This window comes from Acidimicrobiia bacterium (assembly GCA_029210695.1).
Classification (GTDB): Bacteria; Actinomycetota; Acidimicrobiia; order Spongiisociales; family JAHEDJ01; genus JAHEDJ01.
On record JARGFH010000058.1, the window covers coordinates 1 to 20000 of the forward strand.

The 20000-nt window shown below is 62.7% G+C and carries 20 protein-coding genes and 1 riboswitch; of the genes, 18 read left to right on the top strand and 2 right to left on the bottom strand.

Translation table 11 applies throughout. From position 1 onward, the window contains the following. The 17 genes from def to P1T08_15190 form a co-directional block, all read left to right on the top strand. On the top strand, positions 1-609 hold a 609-nt coding region (gene def, locus P1T08_15110; protein ID MDF1597406.1), incomplete at its 5' end, for a peptide deformylase. Continuing rightward, positions 606-1523 carry a methionyl-tRNA formyltransferase gene (gene fmt / locus P1T08_15115; protein MDF1597407.1) on the top strand — a complete coding sequence of 306 codons (918 nt, stop codon included), beginning with the start codon at positions 606-608 and terminating at the stop codon, positions 1521-1523. The genes def and fmt, both read left to right, overlap by 4 nt. Further along, positions 1520-2707 (top strand): transcription antitermination factor NusB, encoded by a 1188-nt coding sequence (locus P1T08_15120; GenBank protein MDF1597408.1) that lies wholly within the window; start codon positions 1520-1522, stop codon positions 2705-2707. Before fmt ends, P1T08_15120 begins: the two co-directional genes overlap by 4 nt. Before the next feature lie 20 nt (positions 2708-2727). Beyond that, positions 2728-3396 carry a ribulose-phosphate 3-epimerase gene (gene rpe / locus P1T08_15125; protein ID MDF1597409.1) on the top strand — a complete coding sequence of 223 codons (669 nt, stop codon included), beginning with the start codon at positions 2728-2730 and terminating at the stop codon, positions 3394-3396. After that, a complete protein-coding gene (locus P1T08_15130) occupies positions 3393-4322 on the top strand; it encodes a response regulator (protein ID MDF1597410.1) in 930 nt (309 codons plus the stop codon). The genes rpe and P1T08_15130 overlap by 4 nt, the downstream gene beginning before the upstream one ends. 167 nt (positions 4323-4489) lie before the next feature. Further along, positions 4490-4608, top strand: a riboswitch (FMN riboswitch). A gap of 42 nt (positions 4609-4650) precedes the next feature. Next, positions 4651-5700 (top strand): bifunctional diaminohydroxyphosphoribosylaminopyrimidine deaminase/5-amino-6-(5-phosphoribosylamino)uracil reductase RibD, encoded by a 1050-nt coding sequence (gene ribD / locus P1T08_15135; GenBank protein ID MDF1597411.1) that lies wholly within the window; start codon positions 4651-4653, stop codon positions 5698-5700. Continuing rightward, positions 5697-6290, top strand: a complete 594-nt coding sequence (locus P1T08_15140; GenBank protein ID MDF1597412.1) for a riboflavin synthase — start codon at positions 5697-5699, stop codon at positions 6288-6290. The genes ribD and P1T08_15140 overlap by 4 nt, the downstream gene beginning before the upstream one ends. Beyond that, positions 6287-7513: a bifunctional 3,4-dihydroxy-2-butanone-4-phosphate synthase/GTP cyclohydrolase II gene (locus P1T08_15145; GenBank protein MDF1597413.1), complete on the top strand. Its 1227-nt coding sequence runs from the start codon at positions 6287-6289 to the stop codon at positions 7511-7513. Before P1T08_15140 ends, P1T08_15145 begins: the two co-directional genes overlap by 4 nt. Further along, positions 7500-7958: a 6,7-dimethyl-8-ribityllumazine synthase gene (gene ribH / locus P1T08_15150; GenBank protein ID MDF1597414.1), complete on the top strand. Its 459-nt coding sequence runs from the start codon at positions 7500-7502 to the stop codon at positions 7956-7958. Before P1T08_15145 ends, ribH begins: the two co-directional genes overlap by 14 nt. Before the next feature lie 263 nt (positions 7959-8221). After that, the gene (gene infC / locus P1T08_15155) at positions 8222-8947 is read left to right on the top strand and encodes a translation initiation factor IF-3 (protein ID MDF1597415.1); all 726 of its coding nucleotides are present in this window, start codon (positions 8222-8224) and stop codon (positions 8945-8947) included. Between the two features lie 12 nt (positions 8948-8959). Continuing rightward, the gene (rpmI, locus tag P1T08_15160; protein ID MDF1597416.1) at positions 8960-9154 is read left to right on the top strand and encodes a 50S ribosomal protein L35; all 195 of its coding nucleotides are present in this window, start codon (positions 8960-8962) and stop codon (positions 9152-9154) included. 11 nt (positions 9155-9165) lie between these two features. Continuing rightward, a complete protein-coding gene (rplT, locus tag P1T08_15165; GenBank protein ID MDF1597417.1) occupies positions 9166-9522 on the top strand; it encodes a 50S ribosomal protein L20 in 357 nt (118 codons plus the stop codon). A 40-nt stretch (positions 9523-9562) separates the two neighbouring features. Continuing rightward, positions 9563-10303: an RNA methyltransferase gene (locus P1T08_15170; protein ID MDF1597418.1), complete on the top strand. Its 741-nt coding sequence runs from the start codon at positions 9563-9565 to the stop codon at positions 10301-10303. Positions 10304-10316: 13 nt separating this feature from the next. After that, a complete protein-coding gene (gene pheS / locus P1T08_15175) occupies positions 10317-11351 on the top strand; it encodes a phenylalanine--tRNA ligase subunit alpha (GenBank protein MDF1597419.1) in 1035 nt (344 codons plus the stop codon). Further along, entirely contained in the window at positions 11348-13741 is a 2394-nt protein-coding gene (pheT, locus tag P1T08_15180) for a phenylalanine--tRNA ligase subunit beta (protein ID MDF1597420.1), read from the top strand. Before pheS ends, pheT begins: the two co-directional genes overlap by 4 nt. 1 nt (position 13742) lies before the next feature. After that, a complete protein-coding gene (gene argF / locus P1T08_15185) occupies positions 13743-14633 on the top strand; it encodes an ornithine carbamoyltransferase (GenBank protein ID MDF1597421.1) in 891 nt (296 codons plus the stop codon). Further along, positions 14630-15190 carry a DNA-3-methyladenine glycosylase gene (locus tag P1T08_15190; protein ID MDF1597422.1) on the top strand — a complete coding sequence of 187 codons (561 nt, stop codon included), beginning with the start codon at positions 14630-14632 and terminating at the stop codon, positions 15188-15190. The genes argF and P1T08_15190 overlap by 4 nt, the downstream gene beginning before the upstream one ends. Positions 15191-15255: 65 nt before the next feature. On the opposite strand, the gene P1T08_15195 is transcribed toward P1T08_15190, so the two are convergent. Then, complete coding sequence (locus P1T08_15195; GenBank protein MDF1597423.1) at positions 15256-17640, bottom strand: PBP1A family penicillin-binding protein; 2385 nt, start codon at positions 17638-17640, stop codon at positions 15256-15258. Positions 17641-17738: 98 nt separating this feature from the next. Between P1T08_15195 and tyrS the strand changes: the two genes are divergently transcribed. After that, on the top strand, positions 17739-18923 hold the full coding sequence (gene tyrS, locus P1T08_15200) for a tyrosine--tRNA ligase (protein MDF1597424.1): 1185 nt from the start codon (positions 17739-17741) through the stop codon (positions 18921-18923). A 67-nt stretch (positions 18924-18990) separates the two neighbouring features. On the opposite strand, the gene P1T08_15205 is transcribed toward tyrS, so the two are convergent. Further along, positions 18991-19959, bottom strand: a complete 969-nt coding sequence (locus P1T08_15205; GenBank protein MDF1597425.1) for an alpha/beta hydrolase family protein — start codon at positions 19957-19959, stop codon at positions 18991-18993. Between the last annotated feature and the right edge of the window lie 41 nt (positions 19960-20000).

The window sequence follows — 20000 nt, forward strand, 5'->3', positions numbered from 1 at the left end:
TGTGAGCCGGCAGGCGACCTGCCACGGGAGCGGTTTGGTAATTGGGCCCGAGTTCCGGAGGAACTCGAACCTGCCGGCGTGAGCCGGCAGGCGACTAGCCTCTCTCCGGTTATGGCCATCTTTCCCATCCGCACGTTCGGTGATCCGGTGCTCCGGACGGTGGCGGCGACGGTGGACGAGATCGACGAAGGCGTTAGGCGACTTGTCGAGGACATGACCGAGACTATGTATGCCGCTCCAGGTGTCGGTCTGGCAGCCCCCCAAATCGGAATTGCCAGGCGGGTGTTCGTTTTCGATTGGGCAGACGGCACCGGCGCCCATGTGATGATCAATCCTGTGATGGTTGAAACATCCGGAGAATGGGAGTTCGAAGAGGGCTGCCTCTCCGTACCGGGCCGATATTGGCCGATCCGGCGGGCCGGGTTCGCCAGACTGACCGGTCTCGATCTCGATGGCAACGAGGTCGAATACGCAGGCGATGAGCTTCTAGGGAGGGTATTGCAGCACGAGTTCGATCACCTTCAGGGAACGCTGCTCATCGAGCGGCTCGAACGGAGCGTCCGCAAGGAAGCGCTCCGGGAACTCCGCGACGAGGCACTCGGGCTTTGATCTCATCGATCTTTCTCGGCACCCCGGTCTCGTCGGTGGCTGCGCTCGAGGCAACACTGCGAGTCTCAGACGTTCGCCTGGTCATCACGCGCCCCGACCGCCCGCGCGGGCGTTCGAAGACCCCCCGGCCTTCGCCGGTCAAGGAAGCGGCGACGGCGTTAGACCTATCTGTTGCTCAGCCTGCCAACCGTGCCGAGCTTCTCGAAATCATCGCCCGCCTATCGCCCTTCGATGTCGGCGTGGTGGTGGCGTTCGGCATGATTCTCAATTCGGACGTGCTCAGCATTCCCCGCCGAGGCTATGTCAATGTGCACTTCTCCTTGCTTCCGCGCTGGCGGGGCGCGGCTCCCGTTGAACGTGCAGTCCTGGCGGGTGACGAGGAGAGCGGGGTCACCCTCATGGCACTGGATCGGGGCCTCGACACGGGTTCCATCATCAGCACTCGTCGTACGGTGGTCTCACCGGTGGAGTCCGCCGGGCAGTTGCTCGACCGATTGGCAGGTTTGGGTGCGGGCTTGCTGGAGCGTGATCTGGGACGATACGTGGACGGTTCCCTGCTGGCCACCCCGCAAGGCGAGGAGGGCGTCACCTACGCTGAGAAGATCAAGGCGGAGGAGGCAAGGCTGCCACTGATTGCACCGGTTGAAGGAGTCCTACGGCGTATCCGGGCTTTCAATCCGCGGCCCGGTGCGTTTGGGATGCTCAACGGCAGCCGGTTCAAGGTCTGGGAGGCGGTTCCCTCGGGGACCCAAGGCGTCGAGGTCGGTGAGCTTCGGGTAGTGGACGGGGAGCTCTGCCTCGGCCTGATGGACGGGGCTGTGACGCTCCACGAAGTGCAAGCCGAAGGCGGCCGCCGGATGACAGGCACCGAGTGGGCGAGAGGTCGTCAAGGGCCGTTGGGCGTTCTGACGTGAAGCCTGGAGTCGCCGCACGACGTGCCGCGGCGACGGCGGTGGGACGAATCCTTCGGAGCGGCGCCTACAGCAATCGGCTCATTGATGCATCCTCCCTGCAGGGGCCGGATGCAGACCTGTTCCGGTTTCTGACATATACAACTCTCAGGCACCTGGCGCGAATCGATGCGGTCTTGGAGAGCAATAGCAACAAGTCGGTAGCCTCCCTCGACGCCGATGTGGTCGATGTCCTGCGGGTGGCCGTCGCCGAACTTCTCTACGGACGCGCTCCCGAGCACGCCATCGTCGATTCTGCTGTCGAGTCGATCAAGTCGGGGGCTCGTCGCAGAGCGTCGGGATTCGTCAATGGCGTGCTGCGCACGGTGATCCGGACAGGCCGCGGAGAGGTCGCAGTGCATGATCCGAGAGACGAATACCCCGATTGGCTGGTCGGCCAACTCGACGCCGAGTGGCCGACTCAGGAAGTAACCGCCTTTCTGACCGCCTCGCTCGGTGACGCTCCACGTCAGGTGCGCGCCAGGCCGGGGAGTGACACCGATGGACTCACTCCGGTGGTCGGGATCGCCGGGGCGTTCGAGTGGACCGATCATGGAGCGGTGGCCGGCGGATTCGTCGTTCAAGACGCCGCCAGTGTGGCGGTCGGCAACGCAGTTCCCCTCGCGCCGGGCGATCTCGTGCTAGACATGGCCGCCGCACCTGGAGGGAAAGCAATCCATCTCCTGGACCGCGGGGCCAGAGTGGTGGCCGCCGACAGACACCTACGCCGGGTCCGGGACGGGAATCGCCGCGCGCCGGGACTGGCGTGGTTGGTCGCCGACGGCCTAGCCGCTCCTTTCAAACCGGACTCCTTCGACCATGTTCTGCTCGACGCCCCTTGTTCTGGGCTCGGAACCATGAGGCGCCGCCCGGAAGTCCGGTACCGGCTCGACCCTGGCTCTGCTTCGGTGATGGGGGTCCGGCAGCGGCTGCTCCTCGAGGCGGCGCTGTCACTCGTCAAACCTGGCGGCACCGTCACCTATTCGGTCTGCACCGTTACACCAGAAGAGACCGTTGGAGTCGTCGCCGGTCTCGATGCGGAAGCGCCTTCCGGAACACCCGGCCGGGCGTGGGGAAACGGCGTGCTATTCGGTCCGCACCTCACGGGGACGGACGGGATGTTCATCAGTGTCGTGAGGCGGTCATAACGTCGATACACTCGCCCCACATGGATCAGGTCAAGATTGCTCCGTCCCTGCTTGCCGCCGACTTCGCCAACCTGGCCGAGGAGGTGGGAAGAATCGCGCCGTATGTGGACATGCTGCACCTGGACATCATGGACGGGCACTTCGTTCCGAACATCTCGTTCGGCATGCCGGTCATCGAGTCCCTGCGAACGCATACCGATTTGCTCTTCGATTGTCATCTGATGACGACGAATCCCGATGTCTACTTCGACGAGCTGAAACAGGCAGGAGGCGACCTCGCCATGATCCATATCGAGGCGATCACCGACCCGACCGCAGCCGCGGCCAAGGCACGTCGGATCGGCCTCGGGTTCGGGCTCGTCGTCAACCCCCCTACTCCCTTCGCCGCAATCGAGCCGTTTGTCGAACTCAGCGACATGGTGTTGATCATGTCGGTGCACCCGGGATTCGGTGGCCAGTCGTTCATCATGGAAGTCCTGCCGAAAATCGAAGCTGCGCGGAAATGGGTTGATAGGGAGGGCCTGACGGTCGATATACAGATCGACGGGGGTATCAACCCGGAGACCGCTCGCCTGGCCAGGGAGGCCGGGGCGAATGTGTTCGTTGCCGGCACAGCGATCTTCCGGGCTGATGATCCCGTTGCGGCAGTCACACGACTGCGCCATGCAATCGGCGGGATGGAAATATGAGTGCACGGATTCTGGTCGTCGACGACGACCCGGACATCGTCCAGTTTGTGCGGGTCAACCTCGAGCTTGAGGGCTTCGACGTTGACACAGCCGGCGACGGACATCAAGCGATGAGCGCGGCGTTAACGGGTGCGCCCGATGTGGTTGTGCTCGACGTGATGATGCCGGGCATGGATGGGCTGAATGTACTCAAACAGCTCAGGAGTCATCCTGCCGCCGCCAATACCTCGATCATTCTCCTGACTGCCAAGGCGCTTCCAGAGGACCGGGTGACAGGACTCGACCTCGGAGCCGACGATTACATAACCAAGCCGTTCGATATCAACGAGCTCGTTGCCCGGGTGAAGGCGGTTCTTCGTCGCACCAAGGCATTGCGCGATGTGTCGCCTCTGACCGGGCTGCCCGGCAACTTCCGGATCGCCAGTGAGCTAGAGGCGCGCATCGAGTCCGGCGACGACTTCGCCCTCGTGTACGCGGACCTGGACAACTTCAAGGCGTACAACGACCATTACGGGTTCATGCGCGGCGATCAGGTGATCAAGTTCACGGCACACGCCCTCCTCGAAGCGGCCGCAGCCCTTCAAGACCAGACGGCCTTTGTGGGACACATCGGTGGTGATGACTTCGTGGCGGTCATTCAGCCCGACCAATCTGAGGACTTCTGCCGGCAGGCGATTTCAGTGTTCGACGATGGCGTTCTCGACTACTACGAAACGGCCGACGCGTTGCGCGGCTACATCGAGGTCACAGACCGGCGCGGCGAACGGCATGCCTTTCCGGTCGTCTCGGTGTCTCTCGGCGTCGCAACCAATACGACCAGGGAAATCACTTCGCAATGGCAAGCTTCTGCCATTGCCGTAGAGATGAAGGAACACGCCAAGCGCGTGTCCGGCTCGAGTTACGAGATAGATCGCCGGATGGGCTGAGCTCAGAATCTTTCAAGTTCTAGGTTTTAGGTTCTACGTTCCAGGTTCTTTCGCCCTTTGCAGCGTCGTCGCCGACGGACCTGGTTCCCGGCCGCGATTTGCACAACCGTCTGTGCTGTTTGCGCCAGGCGAATGCGCTCTGCGGCGACCGCGGTACAATCGGCTCAAGCCCCCTTCAGGGCAGGGTGCAATTCCCGACCGGCGGTTATAGCCCGCGAACCCTTCGGGGTTGATTCCGGTGGAAGTCCGGAGCCGACGGTGAGAGTCCGGATGGGAGAAGGAGGGCGGGCTTTGCCGCGCGCGCTCCCATTCTCAAAGGAGTAGTTGCGTGAGTGAACAGCCGATGGAGCGTGCGATCCGCCTGGCCCGGGGATTTCGCCCCCACCCCAACCCCCGCGTCGGAGCGGTCGTAGTTGATCCAGCCGGTCGGGTCGTCGGTGAGGGCGCTCATGAGCTTCCGGGACTCCCGCACGCTGAGGTTATCGCTCTGGCAGGCGCCGGGTCTTTGGCTGCCGGTTCGACGATGTACGTCACCCTCGAGCCCTGCAACCACACCGGGAGGACCGGTCCCTGCGTTTCGGTCATCGTGAATGCCAATGTCGAGAAGGTCGTGGTCGGCACTCTCGACCCGGACCAACAGGTCTCCGGCGAGGGAATCGCGGCGTTGCGGGCAGCCGGTATCGAGGTCGAAGTGGATGGTTCCAGCCCGGGTTTGAAAGACCTGGATCCCGGCTACTTCCATCACCGGACCACCGGTCGACCCCGCTTCACTCTCAAGAGCGCACTCACGCTCGACGGCCAGGTCGCTGCCCACGATGGGACCGCGCAGTGGATAACCGGAGAGGAGGCTCGCCTCGACGGCCATCGACTGCGAGCAGAATCTGATGCCGTACTGGTCGGTGCGGGAACAGTATTCGCGGACGATCCTCGTCTCGACGTTCGTCTGCCCGGCTACTCCGGCCCGCAGCCGCGGCCGGTCGTTCTCACCGGACGGCGCACGCTGCCGGAAGCAGCGCAGGTGCTCTCTCGAAACGCACTTGTCGTTGGCACCGGCGAAACGGAGCAACCGGGTGATCTGCTCATCGTGCCCTCAGACGCGAATGGTCGCCCGGATATCGTGCGCGTGGCCGCCGCCCTCGGGGAGGCAGGTTTGGTCGACGTGATGATCGAAGGCGGGCCGGCCGTCGCCGGCAGTTTGTGGCGGGCCGGCCTGGTCGATCGCGGGGTCTGGTACATCGCCTCGAGAATCGCCGGGGGCTCCGGTCGCACGGTGTTGGCCGGTCGGTTCGAAACGCTGGCCGACGCCCGGACGGTCGAGATCATCGAAGTTCGAAAGGTAGGAGCCGACCTCCGGGTCGAGTTCGTGATGGAGGGATGATGTTCACCGGAATCATTGAGATCATGGGCCGCGTTGTAGCGGCGGACAGGTCCGAGGGAGGTATGCGGCTATCTGTGGGCGCTCCCGGCCTCGCGTTGGAGGTGGGAGATTCGGTCGCGGTGAACGGCGTATGCCTGACGGCGGTCGAGGCGCGAGAGAGCGAGTTTGATGCCGACCTGGTACTCGAGACACTCGCCAGGACGATTCTCGGGGAACTCGACATCGGATCAGGAGTGAACCTCGAACGCCCGATGGCGGCCGACGGCCGTTTCGATGGGCACATCGTCCAGGGTCATGTTGACGGCGTAGGGCAGATCGTGTCGGTGGAGGAGGAGGGGAACGGGAGACGGATCAGAGTTCGATCACCTCGGGAACTGTCGAAATACATTGCAAGCAAGGGATCGATCGCCCTCGACGGAATCAGCCTGACGGTGGCGGAGGTTGACGGGGACGAGTTCGAAGTCGCCGTCATTCCGCACACGCTCGATATCACCACGCTTGGTCTGTGCGCCCCCGGTTCCCGCGTAAACCTGGAGGTCGATGTGATTGCCAAATACGTCGAGCGCATGATGTCGGGAGGACGGGAATGAGCTTCGCCCCCATCGAAAGTGCCATCGAGGCGATAGCCAACGGCGAGCTGGTAGTCGTGGTCGATGACGCCGATCGGGAGAACGAGGGTGATCTCATCATGGCGGCCGAGTCGGCTACCCCGGAGCGAGTTGGATTCATGATTCGCCATACGAGCGGGATCATCTGCCTTCCAGCCACCGGTGAACGGTTAGACGAGATGCGGATTCCGATGATGGTCTCAGAGAACACCGATCGTCGCAACACCGCCTTCACCGTGTCGATCGACTACACCCATGGCACTACCACAGGTATCTCTCCGGCAGACAGAACTGCCACGATCCGGGCATTTGTCGATACCTCGACTCGGGCGGAGGACTTCGGACGACCTGGTCACGTGTTTCCGCTGCGGTACCGACCGGGCGGCGTCCTGGTGCGGGCAGGACACACCGAGGCCGCAGTCGATCTGGCCCGGCTCGCCGGTTTGTACCCGGCCGCGGCCCTGGCAGAGGTCGTTACCGACGATGGTGAGCCGGCCCGGCTTCCCTTTCTGACCGAGTTCTCGGCCAAACACGGCATGGTGATGATCTCGATCGCCGATCTCATCGAGTATCGGCGGAGGCATGAGCAGCTGGTACTCCGATCTTCCGAGGCCCGATTGCCGACCGCCTACGGTGAGTTCCGGGCGGTTGGTTACGAATCGCTGGTCGATGGCCGCGAAAACATAGCCCTGGTCATGGGCGAGGTCGACGGCAAGCAGAACGTGCTTGTGAGGGTCCATTCGGAATGTCTGACCGGTGACACCTTTGCCAGCCTCCGGTGTGACTGCGGGATTCAGCTGAGCGAGGCACTTCGGAGAATCGGAGAGGAAGGGCAGGGGGTTCTGCTCTACATTCGTGGGCACGAAGGGCGTGGGATCGGCCTCGTGCACAAGCTGGCAGCCTATGCACTGCAGGATCAGGGCCGGGACACCGTCGACGCAAATCTGGAACTTGGATTCCCGGCCGATGCGCGCGATTACGGTGTCGGTGCTCAGATCTTGAGCGATCTTGGACTCACCACGTTGCGCCTGCTGACCAATAATCCTACCAAACGGGCCGGCATCGAAGGATACGGACTGACCATCACCGAACGCGTGCCGCTCGAAACGCTTCCTAACCCGGAGAATCTGGAGTATCTCCGGGCGAAGGTTGCGAAGATGGGCCACCTTCTGAACCTTCCGGAGGTCGACGATGCGTCTGCGTGAAATCGAGAGCAGCACCGACGGGGCCGGGCTCAACATCGGGATTGCGGTTTCGACGTTCAACGAGACGATTACCGATGGGCTCCTGGCCGGAGCATTGAGCACACTTGAGGCAGCCGGAGTCGAGGAGTGCACCGTTGTCCGGGTGCCGGGAGCCCTCGAGCTCGGGCCGGCACTTCTGAGGCTGGCCCGGAGCGGTCTCGACGCACTTGTTGCAATCGGTGCGGTGATCGAGGGAGAGACCGACCACTACGAGCATGTGGCGACCCAGGCATCGGCCGCCTTCACCCACGTGGCGCTGGCAACGGGCATTCCGGTAACGAGTGCGGTCCTGACGGTGCGCGAGTTCAGTCACGCCAGGGATCGGAGCTTGCCGGGTCCCGGCAACAAAGGGGCAGAAGCCGCCAAGGCCGCGGTGACGATGGTGAACGCATTGCGGCAGATCTGAGCGAGAGAGGTCCAGCTCTCGAGTTCCAGGTTGGCTCAGAACCTAGAACTCAGAACCTAGAACTCGGGAGCAGCCGGCTCCCCACGTTGCCCTTTGCTCCAGGCACCGTATACTGCGCCGGACAATTGAGGAGCAAGAGGAGGCGTGCTGCTTCCCACCCGGCCACGCATGCGTGAGCCGCGGTCGATCACCACGACGAATGCAGCATTCCTTCTGTGCTGCATTTTTCTCGTAGAGGAGGTCACGAGATCGCCGAACCACGCGTGAACAACGCAATCAGGGCAAGAGAGGTGCGGGTCGTCGCACCCGACGGCTCGCAGGTCGGAGTGAAGAAGATCGAAGAAGCGCTCTGGCTGGCCGACCAACTGGGTCTCGACCTGGTGGAGGTCGCTCCGGATGCCAAGCCGCCCGTATGCCGCATGATGGACTACGGCAAGTACAAATACGAGCAGTCCGTCAAGCAACGTGAGGCACGCAAGAAGCAGACCAGAACGGTGATCAAAGAGGTCAGGCTTCGTCCACGAATCGGAGAGCACGACTTCCAGATCGTTCGGAGAAGGGCTCAGGAGTTCTTGTCCGAAGGAGACAAGGTCAAGGTGACGGTGCGGTTCCGGGGTCGTGAGAACGAACGACCGGAGTTAGGGCACCGACTCGCCGAGCGCCTCTTCGAGGAGCTTCAAGACCTGGCGATCGTCGAGCAATCTGCTCGCAAGGACGGCAGGACCATGACGATGGTCATGGCTCCAACGAGAAAAGCGCTGGATCTCGCCGCTGCGGCAAAGGAGGGAAAGCCCTCCCATAAGCCCACCGGCAGGGGCCACAAAGAGGTTGTTCCGGTGGTTGACGAGGTTGTTGACGACGAGGTTGATCTGGTGGTTGACGAGGTTGTTGACGACGAGGTTGATCTGGTGGTTGACGAGGTTGTTGACGACGAACTTGATGATGCAATCGATGAGAGTGACACCGACGCGGCAGGCGATGGCGACTGACGGAGGAATCCCATGCCGAAAATGAAGACACACAAAGGAACCCAGAAGCGGTTCAAAGTCACAGGATCCGGCAAAGTCCGACGCCGCCAGGCCGGTCGCGGGCATTTGAAGACGGCCAAAGGCGTGAAACGCTACCGTCGTTTGTCCGGTGAAACAGACCTGAGTCCGGGCGACGAGAAACGCGTCAACCGACTGCTGGGACGCTAGGAGCACGAGTCATGGCACGAGTAAAACGCGCGGTAGGCGGCCACAAGAAGCGCCGGAAGGTAATGGAGCGGGCCAAGGGGTATACCGGCGCGAGAAGTCGCCGCTATCGCGCCGCCCGTGAGCAGACGATGCACGCGATGCAGGATTCCTATCGGGATCGTCGCGCACGCAAGGGGGAGTTCCGCCGTCTCTGGATCAGCCGGATCAACGCAGCTGCCAGACAGAATGGTACGACCTACAGCCAGCTCATCGCCGGGCTCAAGGCGGCCGAGATCGAGATCGACCGAAAGATGCTGGCCGACATGGCCGTCAACGATCCGGAAGCATTCGGACAACTCGTCGAGGCAGCAACCGCAGGCACCGACTGAGGTCACTATGGAGCCGGTCCGCTCGCCGCGCAATCAACGCGTGGCTTCCGCGGTCCGGCTTCGTCGCGCACGGGGTCGGGCGGACGCACAATCGACCCTCCTCGAGGGACCACACCTTCTCGAGGCGGCCGCTGCGGTCGGCGCGCTGGTCGGCCCTGTGTTCGCGCTGCAGGAAGATCATACGACGGCTTCACTGGCCGCCGGTGCCGGATACGAGTTGGTGGTCGTTACACAGCAAGTCCTCGATCGGCTGGCTCCTACCAGGCACCCACGAGGACCTGTCGGGGTGGTTCGCATTCCGTCATCAGTTCCGGTTCGGGACCGCAATGTGGTGGTGTTGTGGGGTGTCGGCGACCCGGGCAACGCCGGGACTCTCATTAGAACTGCTGCCGCCTTCGGATTCGGGGTGACCTTCGGACCCGGGACGGTTGACCCGTGGAGTCCCAAAGTGCTCCGGGCGGGGGCCGGCGCCCACTTCTCGATTCCCATCGAATCGGGACTATCTGACCTGGCGGATCTCAGGAGGCGTGGTTTCGACACGATCGCCACGGTGGTTGCCGGCGGCACATCGCCGTCTGAACTGGGCGGCACGGGGCCCTGGGCCGTCATTGTCGGGGACGAGGCAGGCGGGTTGCCGGACGATCTCGTGGCAGTTTGTGATCAGCGCGCGACCATTCGGATGAGTGCGGGTCAGGAGAGTCTGAACGCTTCGGTGGCTGGTTCGATCATGATGTACGAACTGGCCGGCCGGTCTGGATTGCACGGACCGCTCCACGACTAACCTGTTCGATCCGATGGACTTGTTACATGAACTCCTCGCCGGGGCTCCTGCGCGGATCGACGCGATCGTCGATCTTGAATCCCTGAGCGCTCTCGAATCCGATTTGCTCGGGAAGAGATCACTCATCGCATCGACGCGGCGCGGTCTGGGCCAGCTTCCTCCCGACGAACGTCCGAAGGTTGGAGCCGGGGTCCATAAAGCTCAACGGCGACTCGAAGACCTGCTGGCAGCCCGAAGAGGCGTGCTCGAACGGATAGCCGAGGACCGCCTGCTGGCGGGGGACCGGGTCGATGTCACCCTGGAAGGCTACAAACCGTCCGTCGGCATGCACCATCTCCTCATACAGACGGTTGATGAGGTGGTCGATATCTTCGCCGGACTCGGATATCGGGTGGCGTCGGGGCCAGAGGTCGAGTTGGCCTGGTACAACTTCGATGCGTTGAATACCCCGCCGACCCATCCCGCCCGTCTCGAGTCCGACACTCTCTACGTGGAGTACGGCGACGACCCGGATGAGATGCTGCTGCGCACGCATACCTCACCGATGCAGGCTCGCTATATGGAGCAGCATGAGCCACCCGTCTATGTCGTCGTCCCCGGGCGTACGTTCCGGGCAGACGCACTCGACGCAACACATTCTCCCGTCTTCTACCAGATCGAAGGGTTGGCCGTCGACGAGCACATCACGTTCGGCGACCTCAAGGGAACGTTGGCGCACTTCGCTCGCGAGTTCTTCGGTCCCGACCGAACCATCCGGTTGCTCCCCAACTTCTTCCCGTTCACAGAGCCGTCGGCCGAGATGCACGTCTCCTGCTTCGCCTGCGATGGTTCCGGTTGTCGTGTGTGCAGCGGTTCCGGTTGGATCGAGCTGATGGGCTGCGGAATGGTCGACCCGAACGTTCTTGAAGCCGTCGGATACGACCGGCAGCACGTCTCGGGTTTCGCGTTCGGCATGGGTGCCGAACGGATCGCCATGGTGCGCCACGGCATCAACCACATAAAGCACTTCTATGAGAACGATGTTCGTGTGTTGAGGCAGTTCACATGAAGGTTTCTCTGCGCTGGTTGGAGGAATACGTCGATATCCCCATCGATGACCCGCTCGAGATCGAATCGGTGTTTGCATCACTCGGACACGAGGTGGAAGGTTACGAGGTCCTGCAGGCGCCGTTCACCAAGGTCATCGTCGGAAAGGTGCTCGAGATCGACAAGCATCCGAACGCCGATCGCCTTCGGTTCTGTCGCGTCGATCTCGGAAGGGGCGATCCACAAGACATAGTGTGTGGTGCGTGGAACTTCGAGGTCGGCGATGTGGTGCCGGTCTCGGTTCCGGGTGCCGTTCTAGCCGGTGGGCTCGAGGTTGGTGTTCGGACCATCCGCGGTGTGACGTCTCATGGGATGATCTGCTCGGCCGCCGAACTCGGTCTCGGGGACGATCACGACGGCATCATGGTGCTCGACCCCACGGTTCCGATCGGGGCTGATTTCATCGACCTAGTACCACTCCCGGATGTCGTGTTCGACGTCTCGATCACACCAAATCGACCGGATGCGATGTCGGTCATCGGCCTGGCCCGGGAGTTTGCCGCCTACTACGGCACCGAGGTGCGCATGCCGGATGCCGTTCCGGCAACGGTCGACCGTCCTTCTGCCGTCCAGGTGATGATCGAGGATACGAAGGGTTGCCCCCGGTACGTCGGCCGGGAGGTCGACAACGTGAAGATCGGCCCATCGCCGCTCTGGATGCAACTCCGTCTGCGGGCGTCGGACGTCCGGCCCATCAACAACGTAGTCGATATCACCAACTACGTTCTTCTCGAGTTGGGCCAGCCTCTGCATGCGTTTGATCTCGACGAGGTGGCCGACGAGAAGATCGTGGTTCGCAGAGCTCACTCGGGTGAAACCATCCGGACCCTCGATGGCGTCGAGCGGGACCTAGATGTGCTCGACCTGATGATCTGCGACGGCCGCGGCATCTTGGCGTTTGCAGGAATAATGGGCGGGGAGGATTCTGAGGTCACCGATTCCACGACCCGGGTGCTGATCGAGGCAGCTCACTTCCACGCCCCCTCAGTGATGTTCTCTTCGAAGCGCCACAGTCTTCGCACCGAGGCTTCCGCTCGCTTCGAACGAGGCGTTGATCCGAATCTGCCCGGGCTGGCGGCCGCCCGGGCCGCTCGCCTCATGGTCGACCTGGCCGGCGGAGAAGCCCTCGCAGATGTCAAGGACAACTACCCGTCGGTCATTACGCCGTGGCAGATCGACCTCGAGCCGGGGGAAGTCGAACGCATCCTCGGCATTCCGTTCAGCCCGGCGCTGATTGCCGAACTCTTGACCCGGCTGCACATGGAGGTCGAGGGAGAATCGCCGATCACGGTCACCGTGCCGACCAACCGACCCGATCTGACCCGACCGATCGACCTCATCGAGGAGATCGCCCGCTTGTACGGCTACGACCGGTTTCCGGAAACCTTGCCGTCCGGGCCGGCCGGGGGGCTGTCCGCCGACCAACAGCGGGATCGTCGCCTTCGCGACATCATGGTCGGGCTCGGCGTTCACGAGGCCCAAACGATGTCGTTTCTCGGGCAGACCGAACTCGACGGTTTGAACCTTCCCATTGATGATCCCCGTCGAGCGGCAATCCGGGTGCGGAACCCGCTCAGGGAGGAAGAGGCCTATCTTCGGACGACGCTTCTGCCGAATCTCCTCAAAGCCGTGCAGTACAACGTCTCACACGGTCTGCCCGACGTGGCGCTCTTCGAGGTCGGACGGGTCTTTCTCGCCGAACCGGATCCCGACGATGCGAGGATTCCACACCAGCCGGTACGCCTCGGATTCGTCGCAGTGGGACGAACCGGCCCGTTTGGACTGCACTCCTCGCCGCGCCGGACGGATGTCTACACGGCCACCGGGTTGGCACGGGCGTTGCTGACCGGTCTCGGGATTCCGTGTGACCTTCGGCAGTCGACACCGGCAGGATTCCACCCCGGCCGGGCCGCAGAAGTGCTGGTGGGTGGTGAGCGGGTCGGAGTCGTCGGGGAGCTGCATCCGGCCGTGGGGCGGGCATTCGGACTCGAAGGGCGGGTGGCAGCCGGTGAACTGGATCTGGCTCAGCTGAGTGCCGGCAGGTGGCAACTCGATGCACCCAGCACATATCCGCGAGTCGAGTTCGACCTCGCTTTCGTGGTCGATGAGTCCACCGCCGCCTCGGCGCTCGTGCAGGCGGCAACGGATGCAGCCGGTGATTGGCTGGAGGAGGTCGCAGTCTTCGACGAGTTCAGGGGACCATCATTGGGTGATGGCAAGAAGAGCATCGCAATACGACTCGTATTCAGGGCTCCCGACCACACTTTGACCAACGAGGAACTTGCTCCTCATCGTGAACAGATAATTGCCGCGGTGATAGATGCCACCGGTGGCCGGTTGAGAGGTGCGTGACATGGACTACTTGCGAGTTGCCGATCTTGGTCTTGATGGATTGCGGAATGCCCTCGACCTCTCAACCAGGGCCAAGGAGCACCCGTCGGAATTCGCCGGAGCACTCGCCGGGCGCGAAGTCGGTTTGTTCTATATGAAGCCTTCGACGAGGACCCGCGTTTCGACTGAGGTGGCGGTTTCGCAACTCGGGGGCCGGCCGATGACGCTCCGCAACGAAGAAGTAGGTCTCGGCAAGCGAGAAGCTCCGGCCGACGTCGCTCGCACCCTCGACCGGTACCTGGATGTCCTGGCCTTGCGGGTTTTCGAACACGAGCACCTCGACATCATCGCCGCCAACGCTGAATCTCCGGTCATCAACCTTCTTTCAGACCTCGAGCACCCCTGCCAGGCGCTGGCCGATGTGCAAACCATGGCTGAGGCGCGCCCCCTGCCCGGGTCCGTACTCACCTTCATCGGTGACGGCAACAACGTTTGCCACTCCTTGATGGTCGCCGCCGCCATGCTCGAGGTTGAAGTCCGTGTGGCCGCTCCCGAAGGGTATGCGCCGCTTTCCGAATATGTCGATCTTGCCTCTCAATACAGCCCGGTGACCATCACTTCGGACGTCGCGGCAGCCGTGGACGGGGCTGATTTCGTTTACACAGACGTGTGGGCCTCGATGGGCCAGGAAGAAGAGGCGGCGGAGCGGCGGCGTCTGTTCGAGGGCTACCAGGTCAACGAGGAACTCTTCAATCGAGCCGGAGACGAGGCCATCTTCCTCCATTGCCTCCCGGCGCATCGCGGTGAAGAAGTGACAGACGGAGTCGCCGACCATCCCCGGTCACGTATTTTCGATCAGGCCGAGAACCGGATGCACTCGTTCAAGGGAATCCTGCTTCACCTCACGCAGTGACCCGAGAACTCGTGGAGTTGCTCCACAACCCGGTCACCGAAGCGGCGATCGGCCTACTCGGTTGGCGCCTCAGGAGCGGAGAAGGCGGTGCGGCGACCGAGGTGATCCTGACTGAGGTGGAGGCGTATGGCGGGGCTTCGGATCCGGCGAGCCATGCCTATCGCGGGCCAACGAAGCGCAACGTCTCCATGTTTCTGGGGGCGGGTGCGTTGTACGTCTACCGCTCCTATGGCATTCACTGGTGCGCGAACGCCGTAGTCGGACCGGCCGGCGAAGGTGGGGCCGTGTTGCTCCGAGCCGGACGACCAACGATGAATCGCCCGGCCATGGAGGCCAGACGGGGACGGACCGACCATCTGACCGACGGCCCCGGCAAGCTCTGTGAAGCCATGGGCATCGATGGCAGTCACGACGGCACGTCGTTGGTCGATGGACCCATTCGCCTCCTGCCCCCAGTCGGCCGAACCGCAGTGAAGGTGCAGGCGAGCCCGCGCATCGGCATCAGCCAAGCAGTCGACCTCTGCTGGCGGTTCACCATCGCGGGATCGGATACCTAAGTTGCTGGTTGCTGGTTGCTGGTTGCTGGTTGCTGGTTGCTGATTGCTGATTGCTGGTACCGGTCTTAGGGATTGACCCAGAGCACGATCGTTCCGTCGTTCGGAGCCCCACCGGCCGGGTCCTGCTTCCAGACAACGCCAGTCCGGCGGCGGGCATCGTCCGGGTCCGACTCGGCTTCGAACCGGAGATCGAACTTCGCCCCGATCTCTTCGAGCCTCGCCAGCGCCTGCTGGAACGGGTAGCCGACCACGGTAGGGAACTCGGTTCCGGGCTCTGGGCCAGACACCAGAATGTTTATCGTGCTACCCGATTGGGCCGGCTCGCCGGGTGACGGCACCTGATTGAACACAGTGCCGTCTGGAAGTCGTCCGGCCTCCGCGTATTCCACCGAGACCCGGTAGCCGGCCTCCTCGGCGAGATGGACCGCGCCTGCAATGCCCTGGCCGATTAGCTGTGGCACCTCACCCGACCCGATAGCCACGAACCCCTGCGGGTTGTGGATGTGACAGACGACCGAGGGAACCTCATTGGCAGGGAGAAAGACCCGCTGCACGTTCTCACGCGGACACAGGGGTCCGGCCAGCAAGCCCGTCGAGACATCGATGTCGATGGCGATGAGGTCGCCGAGGTCGGCGGTGGCCAACCGGCCGAATCCGGTGCCGACCAGGGCGGAGGCGGTGAATTGTCCCCATATCTGGGCCGGCCAACTGCCCCCGGTAACTGTGATCGAGGTGGTGGGAGGGGCCATAGAAATCTGCGCCTCTGGGAATCCGACCCACACGGCCGTTGCCAGTTCAGGCGTGTATCCGACGAACCAGGCGTCCCGGTGCTCCTGCGAAGTGCCGGTCTTGCCGGCCACCGGACGACCGATGCCGGCCCGGGCGCCCGTCCCGCGCGCAACAACTTCGCTCAGCGCGGCCGTCACTTGCTGTGCAATGCCCCGGTCGATTGCCTCGGTGACAACCGGAACGGCGTCGTAGATGTTGACCCCGTCGGCCGTTTCGATGGAAGTGACGAAGATCGGCGATATGTGGATGCCTTCGGCGGCGAATGTGGCGTATGCCGATGCCATGTCGATCACCGTCGCCTCCTGAGCTCCGAGCGCCACGGCATGGAACGGCTGGAGCTCAGAAGTGATGCCGGCTGCTCTGGCGACGTCCACCACCGCCGCCGGCCCAACTGCATCTACCACTTGCGCATACACAACGTTCACCGACCACACCGTGCCGTCGAGCAGGGTGAGATTGCCGAAGTTAGCCCCTCCGTAGTTCTCGACCTGCCATGGTCCTGAACTCGTCGAGATGACGATCGATGATCCACCGGAGAAGGTCGATGTGAGAGTCAGTCCGTTTTCGAGCGCGGCGGCAAGCACGAACGGTTTGAAGGCAGAACCGGTTTGCCGCAGACCCTGGGTGGCGAGATTGAACTGGGCAACCGGATCTGTCGGGTCGTAGAAATCCGCTCCGCCTACTACAGCACGCACGTAACCGGAGCGCGGTTCGATCGAAACCAGCGCCGCCGATGGGCCGTCTTCCGGGACACCGGCAATCACCGCTTGCTCGGCTGCATCCTGGGTGAGGGGATCGAGAGTCGTGAAGATACGCAGACCACCCCGGAAGAGCGCGTTGTAGCGATCGGTGGGCGTCGCTCCGAGTGCAGGTTCGTCCAGGAGCATCCGCTTGACCTCTTCCGTGAAATACGGATATCGCATCTGTTCGGGGGGTCTGGGCGGGGCCAGTCTAAGGTCGGTGGAATCCGCAGTCGTGGCTGCTTCGGCAGAGACCCATCCGAGTTCGACCATCTTGTTGAGGACGACTCTGCGGCGCTCGAGTGCTGCATCGGGATGTCGATAGGGGTCCGTCCGGGACGGCGACTGGATCAACCCGGCCAGCATTGCCGACTCAGGCAGCGAGAGCTCGCCCACCTGTTTGCCGAAGTAGTGAGCCGCGGCGGCGCCTACCCCGTAGGCGCCACCGCCGAGGTAGACGGTGTTGGCGTATCGCTCGAGGATCTCTTCTTTCGTGAGGTTTTCTTCGAGTCTCAACGCCAGGGTCGCCTCTTCGATCTTTCGATCCGCAGTCACTTCCGGGGTCAGAAGGACGTTTTTCAGGTACTGCTGAGTGATCGTCGATCCGCCCTGCACGATGGTGCCGGCTTCGATGTTCTGCACAAGGGCTCTGGCGATCGACTTGAGGTCAACGCCGGCGTGCACCCAGAATCGTTCGTCTTCGATGGCAACAATGGCGTCGATCAGATGTCTGGGAAGATCGTCGTATCCGACGAGCACGCGATCCTCCTCGGCGTGCCATTGGGCGAGAATTGAACCATCGGCCGCGTAGACGGTCGTCGTCAGGCCAAGTTCGCCTAACCCGGGATCGTCGAGCGGTTGATAACTGCACGCCGCAGCAAGCATTGCTGCAGCGACCACCAGCGCCGGTAGTCGTTTCATGAGGGCCCTATCTCTTGCTCCGCAGGGTACCGGTCCCCGGACCCCGTTATGTGCATTTGATCGTGGCTGTTCGAGCGCCCCGCTAGGCTGCCCGCTCGATGACGGAAAACCTCAACTCACTGTTCAGGGGAGCGGATACCGTGCTTCCCGAGGGCGACCTCGAAGGCCGCCTGGCAGAGGGCCGGCCCTTGCGGGTCAAGCTGGGGATGGACCCAACAGCTCCTGCCGTGACACTTGGCTGGGCCGTCGTGCTTCGGAAGCTCAGACAATTCCAGGAAGCAGGGCACACCGCCGTTCTGATCGTCGGGGATTTCACGGCGCAGGTGGGTGATCCCTCCGGCAAGAGCGAGACGAGACGCCGGCTCAGCGCCGATGAGGTGCGCAGCCACGCTGATTCGGTACTGGCGGGCTTCCGCAAGGTGCTCCTGCCGGACCCTCTCGAGATCCGGTACAACTCCGAGTGGTTGGCGGGAATGGATATGGCGGATGTGTTGAACATGACCGCACAGGTAACCGTCGCTCAGATGTTGGAACGAAGTGACTTTGCCAATCGGTTTGACGCTCATCAACCGATCTCGGTGATGGAGTTCATGTATCCGCTTCTACAGGGCATGGATTCGGTGGCCGTTGAGGCTGATATTGAACTCGGGGGCGCCGATCAGTTGTGGAACCTGATGATGGGGCGCGTCCTCCAGGAACGTCACGGCCAGCGCCCTCAGATCGCGATGACGATGCCGCTGCTGATCGGGACCGACGGCGAGCACAAGATGTCTCAGTCCCTAGGCAACTACATCGGAATTGACGATGCCGCGGACGATATGTTCGGCAAGCTGATGAGCATCCCCGACAAGTTGACGGTGCAGTATTTCGAGCTCGCGACCGGAGTGCCCCTCGCGGAGATTGCCGAAATCCGTGAAGGTCTGGCGTCCGGTGAGCTCCATCCAGGCTTCGTGAAGCGGAGATTGGCCCGTGAGATTGTGGATCTGTATCACGGTGCCGGGGCGGGGACCACCTCCGAAGCAGCCTTCGATCAGGTGTTCAAACGCCACGAAGCGCCAGACGACATCCCTGAGTACTCACTCACCGACGATGACCCGGTCTTCCTACCGGTGCTGCTCAAGGAAGCCGGCTTGGTCGCTACGAGTTCCGATGGCAGGCGGATGCTCGGCCAGGGAGCCGTCAAGCTCGATGGCGAGGTATTGATGGATATGGAGTTAGCGCGGGCCGCCTTGTCGGGCTCTGTGCTACAAGTTGGCAAACGCCGGTTCGTTCGCCTGATCTGAAATATTGGTTCTACGTCATGGGTTCTGAGTTCTGGCGCGCAGCCGGCAATAGACCACAACTCAGAACCTACAACTCGGAGCTGCAACGCAGTCGCTCAAACGAGTCCACGATTGCCTGGGCGAGCTCTTTCTTGTGCCAGAGCAGAACGCTGGCATGTCCGCCCTTGATCCAGCGGAGCTCTGATCCGGGCCAGTGACCGTGGAGGGCTTCGAATGCGTGACGGGGTATGTATCCGTCGGCCAACGGAGCGGCGAGCACGGCACTTGCAGCGTGCGGCGGCGCCGGGAAGTGAAGGGCGGACGCCGAACCGAGCGCCGTGGCGATGTCGTCTTTCTTTCCCACGCCACCGAGGGCGTCCCAGGCGATGGCGGTGGCCAGCAAGCCCTCTGTCCAGACCGGGCCGGGGGAGTGAGAGGCGGCTAATCCTGCGGTAGCTATCGGGAACGGAACAGTGGCGCTGACCAGGGCTGCGATGTTGCCACCCATCGAATAACCCGCCACTCCGATCGGAATCGGATCAACCGCGCGGATGCCGGCGAGGATTGCCCGCCCTTCGAGCACAGCCGCCGCACCCATTGCATAGAAGTCGACCACAGTGCGGAGTGGCTGCCCGGTGGACGGCCGGCGAGTCCCGTAGTAGGGATTCTCGAGAATGAGGGAAGCGATGCCGTGGTCGGTGAGGCGAACGGCCAGCTTGTGCCTCGTCTCGAAGCCGTGATCATTGAAGGCGGCCATCATCAAGCAGACCGCTTTCGTCCCGTCTCGGGGCTCAACACGCCGCAGCCTGGCTATCCGGCTGGCCTCCGGGAGGATCCCTGCCGACGGACTCTCGAACCATCCGTCAGTGTGGAGGATTCCTCTTCGTTCGAATGCAGAATCCCAGGAGATCTCTATCCGGGGGATATCGCCAACGCGTCGTGCCCCTGCTCGGAGTTCTCGAAGCGTCGACGCATCACCCCACCCGTCCGCGAATACGCGATCGTAGAACCGCGATCGGGCGGTGAGGATGCCGGCGAGCCGATCGAGCCAGTGCATAAGGACGCACAACGTATCATGGGTGCGACGGTGTCAGCAGA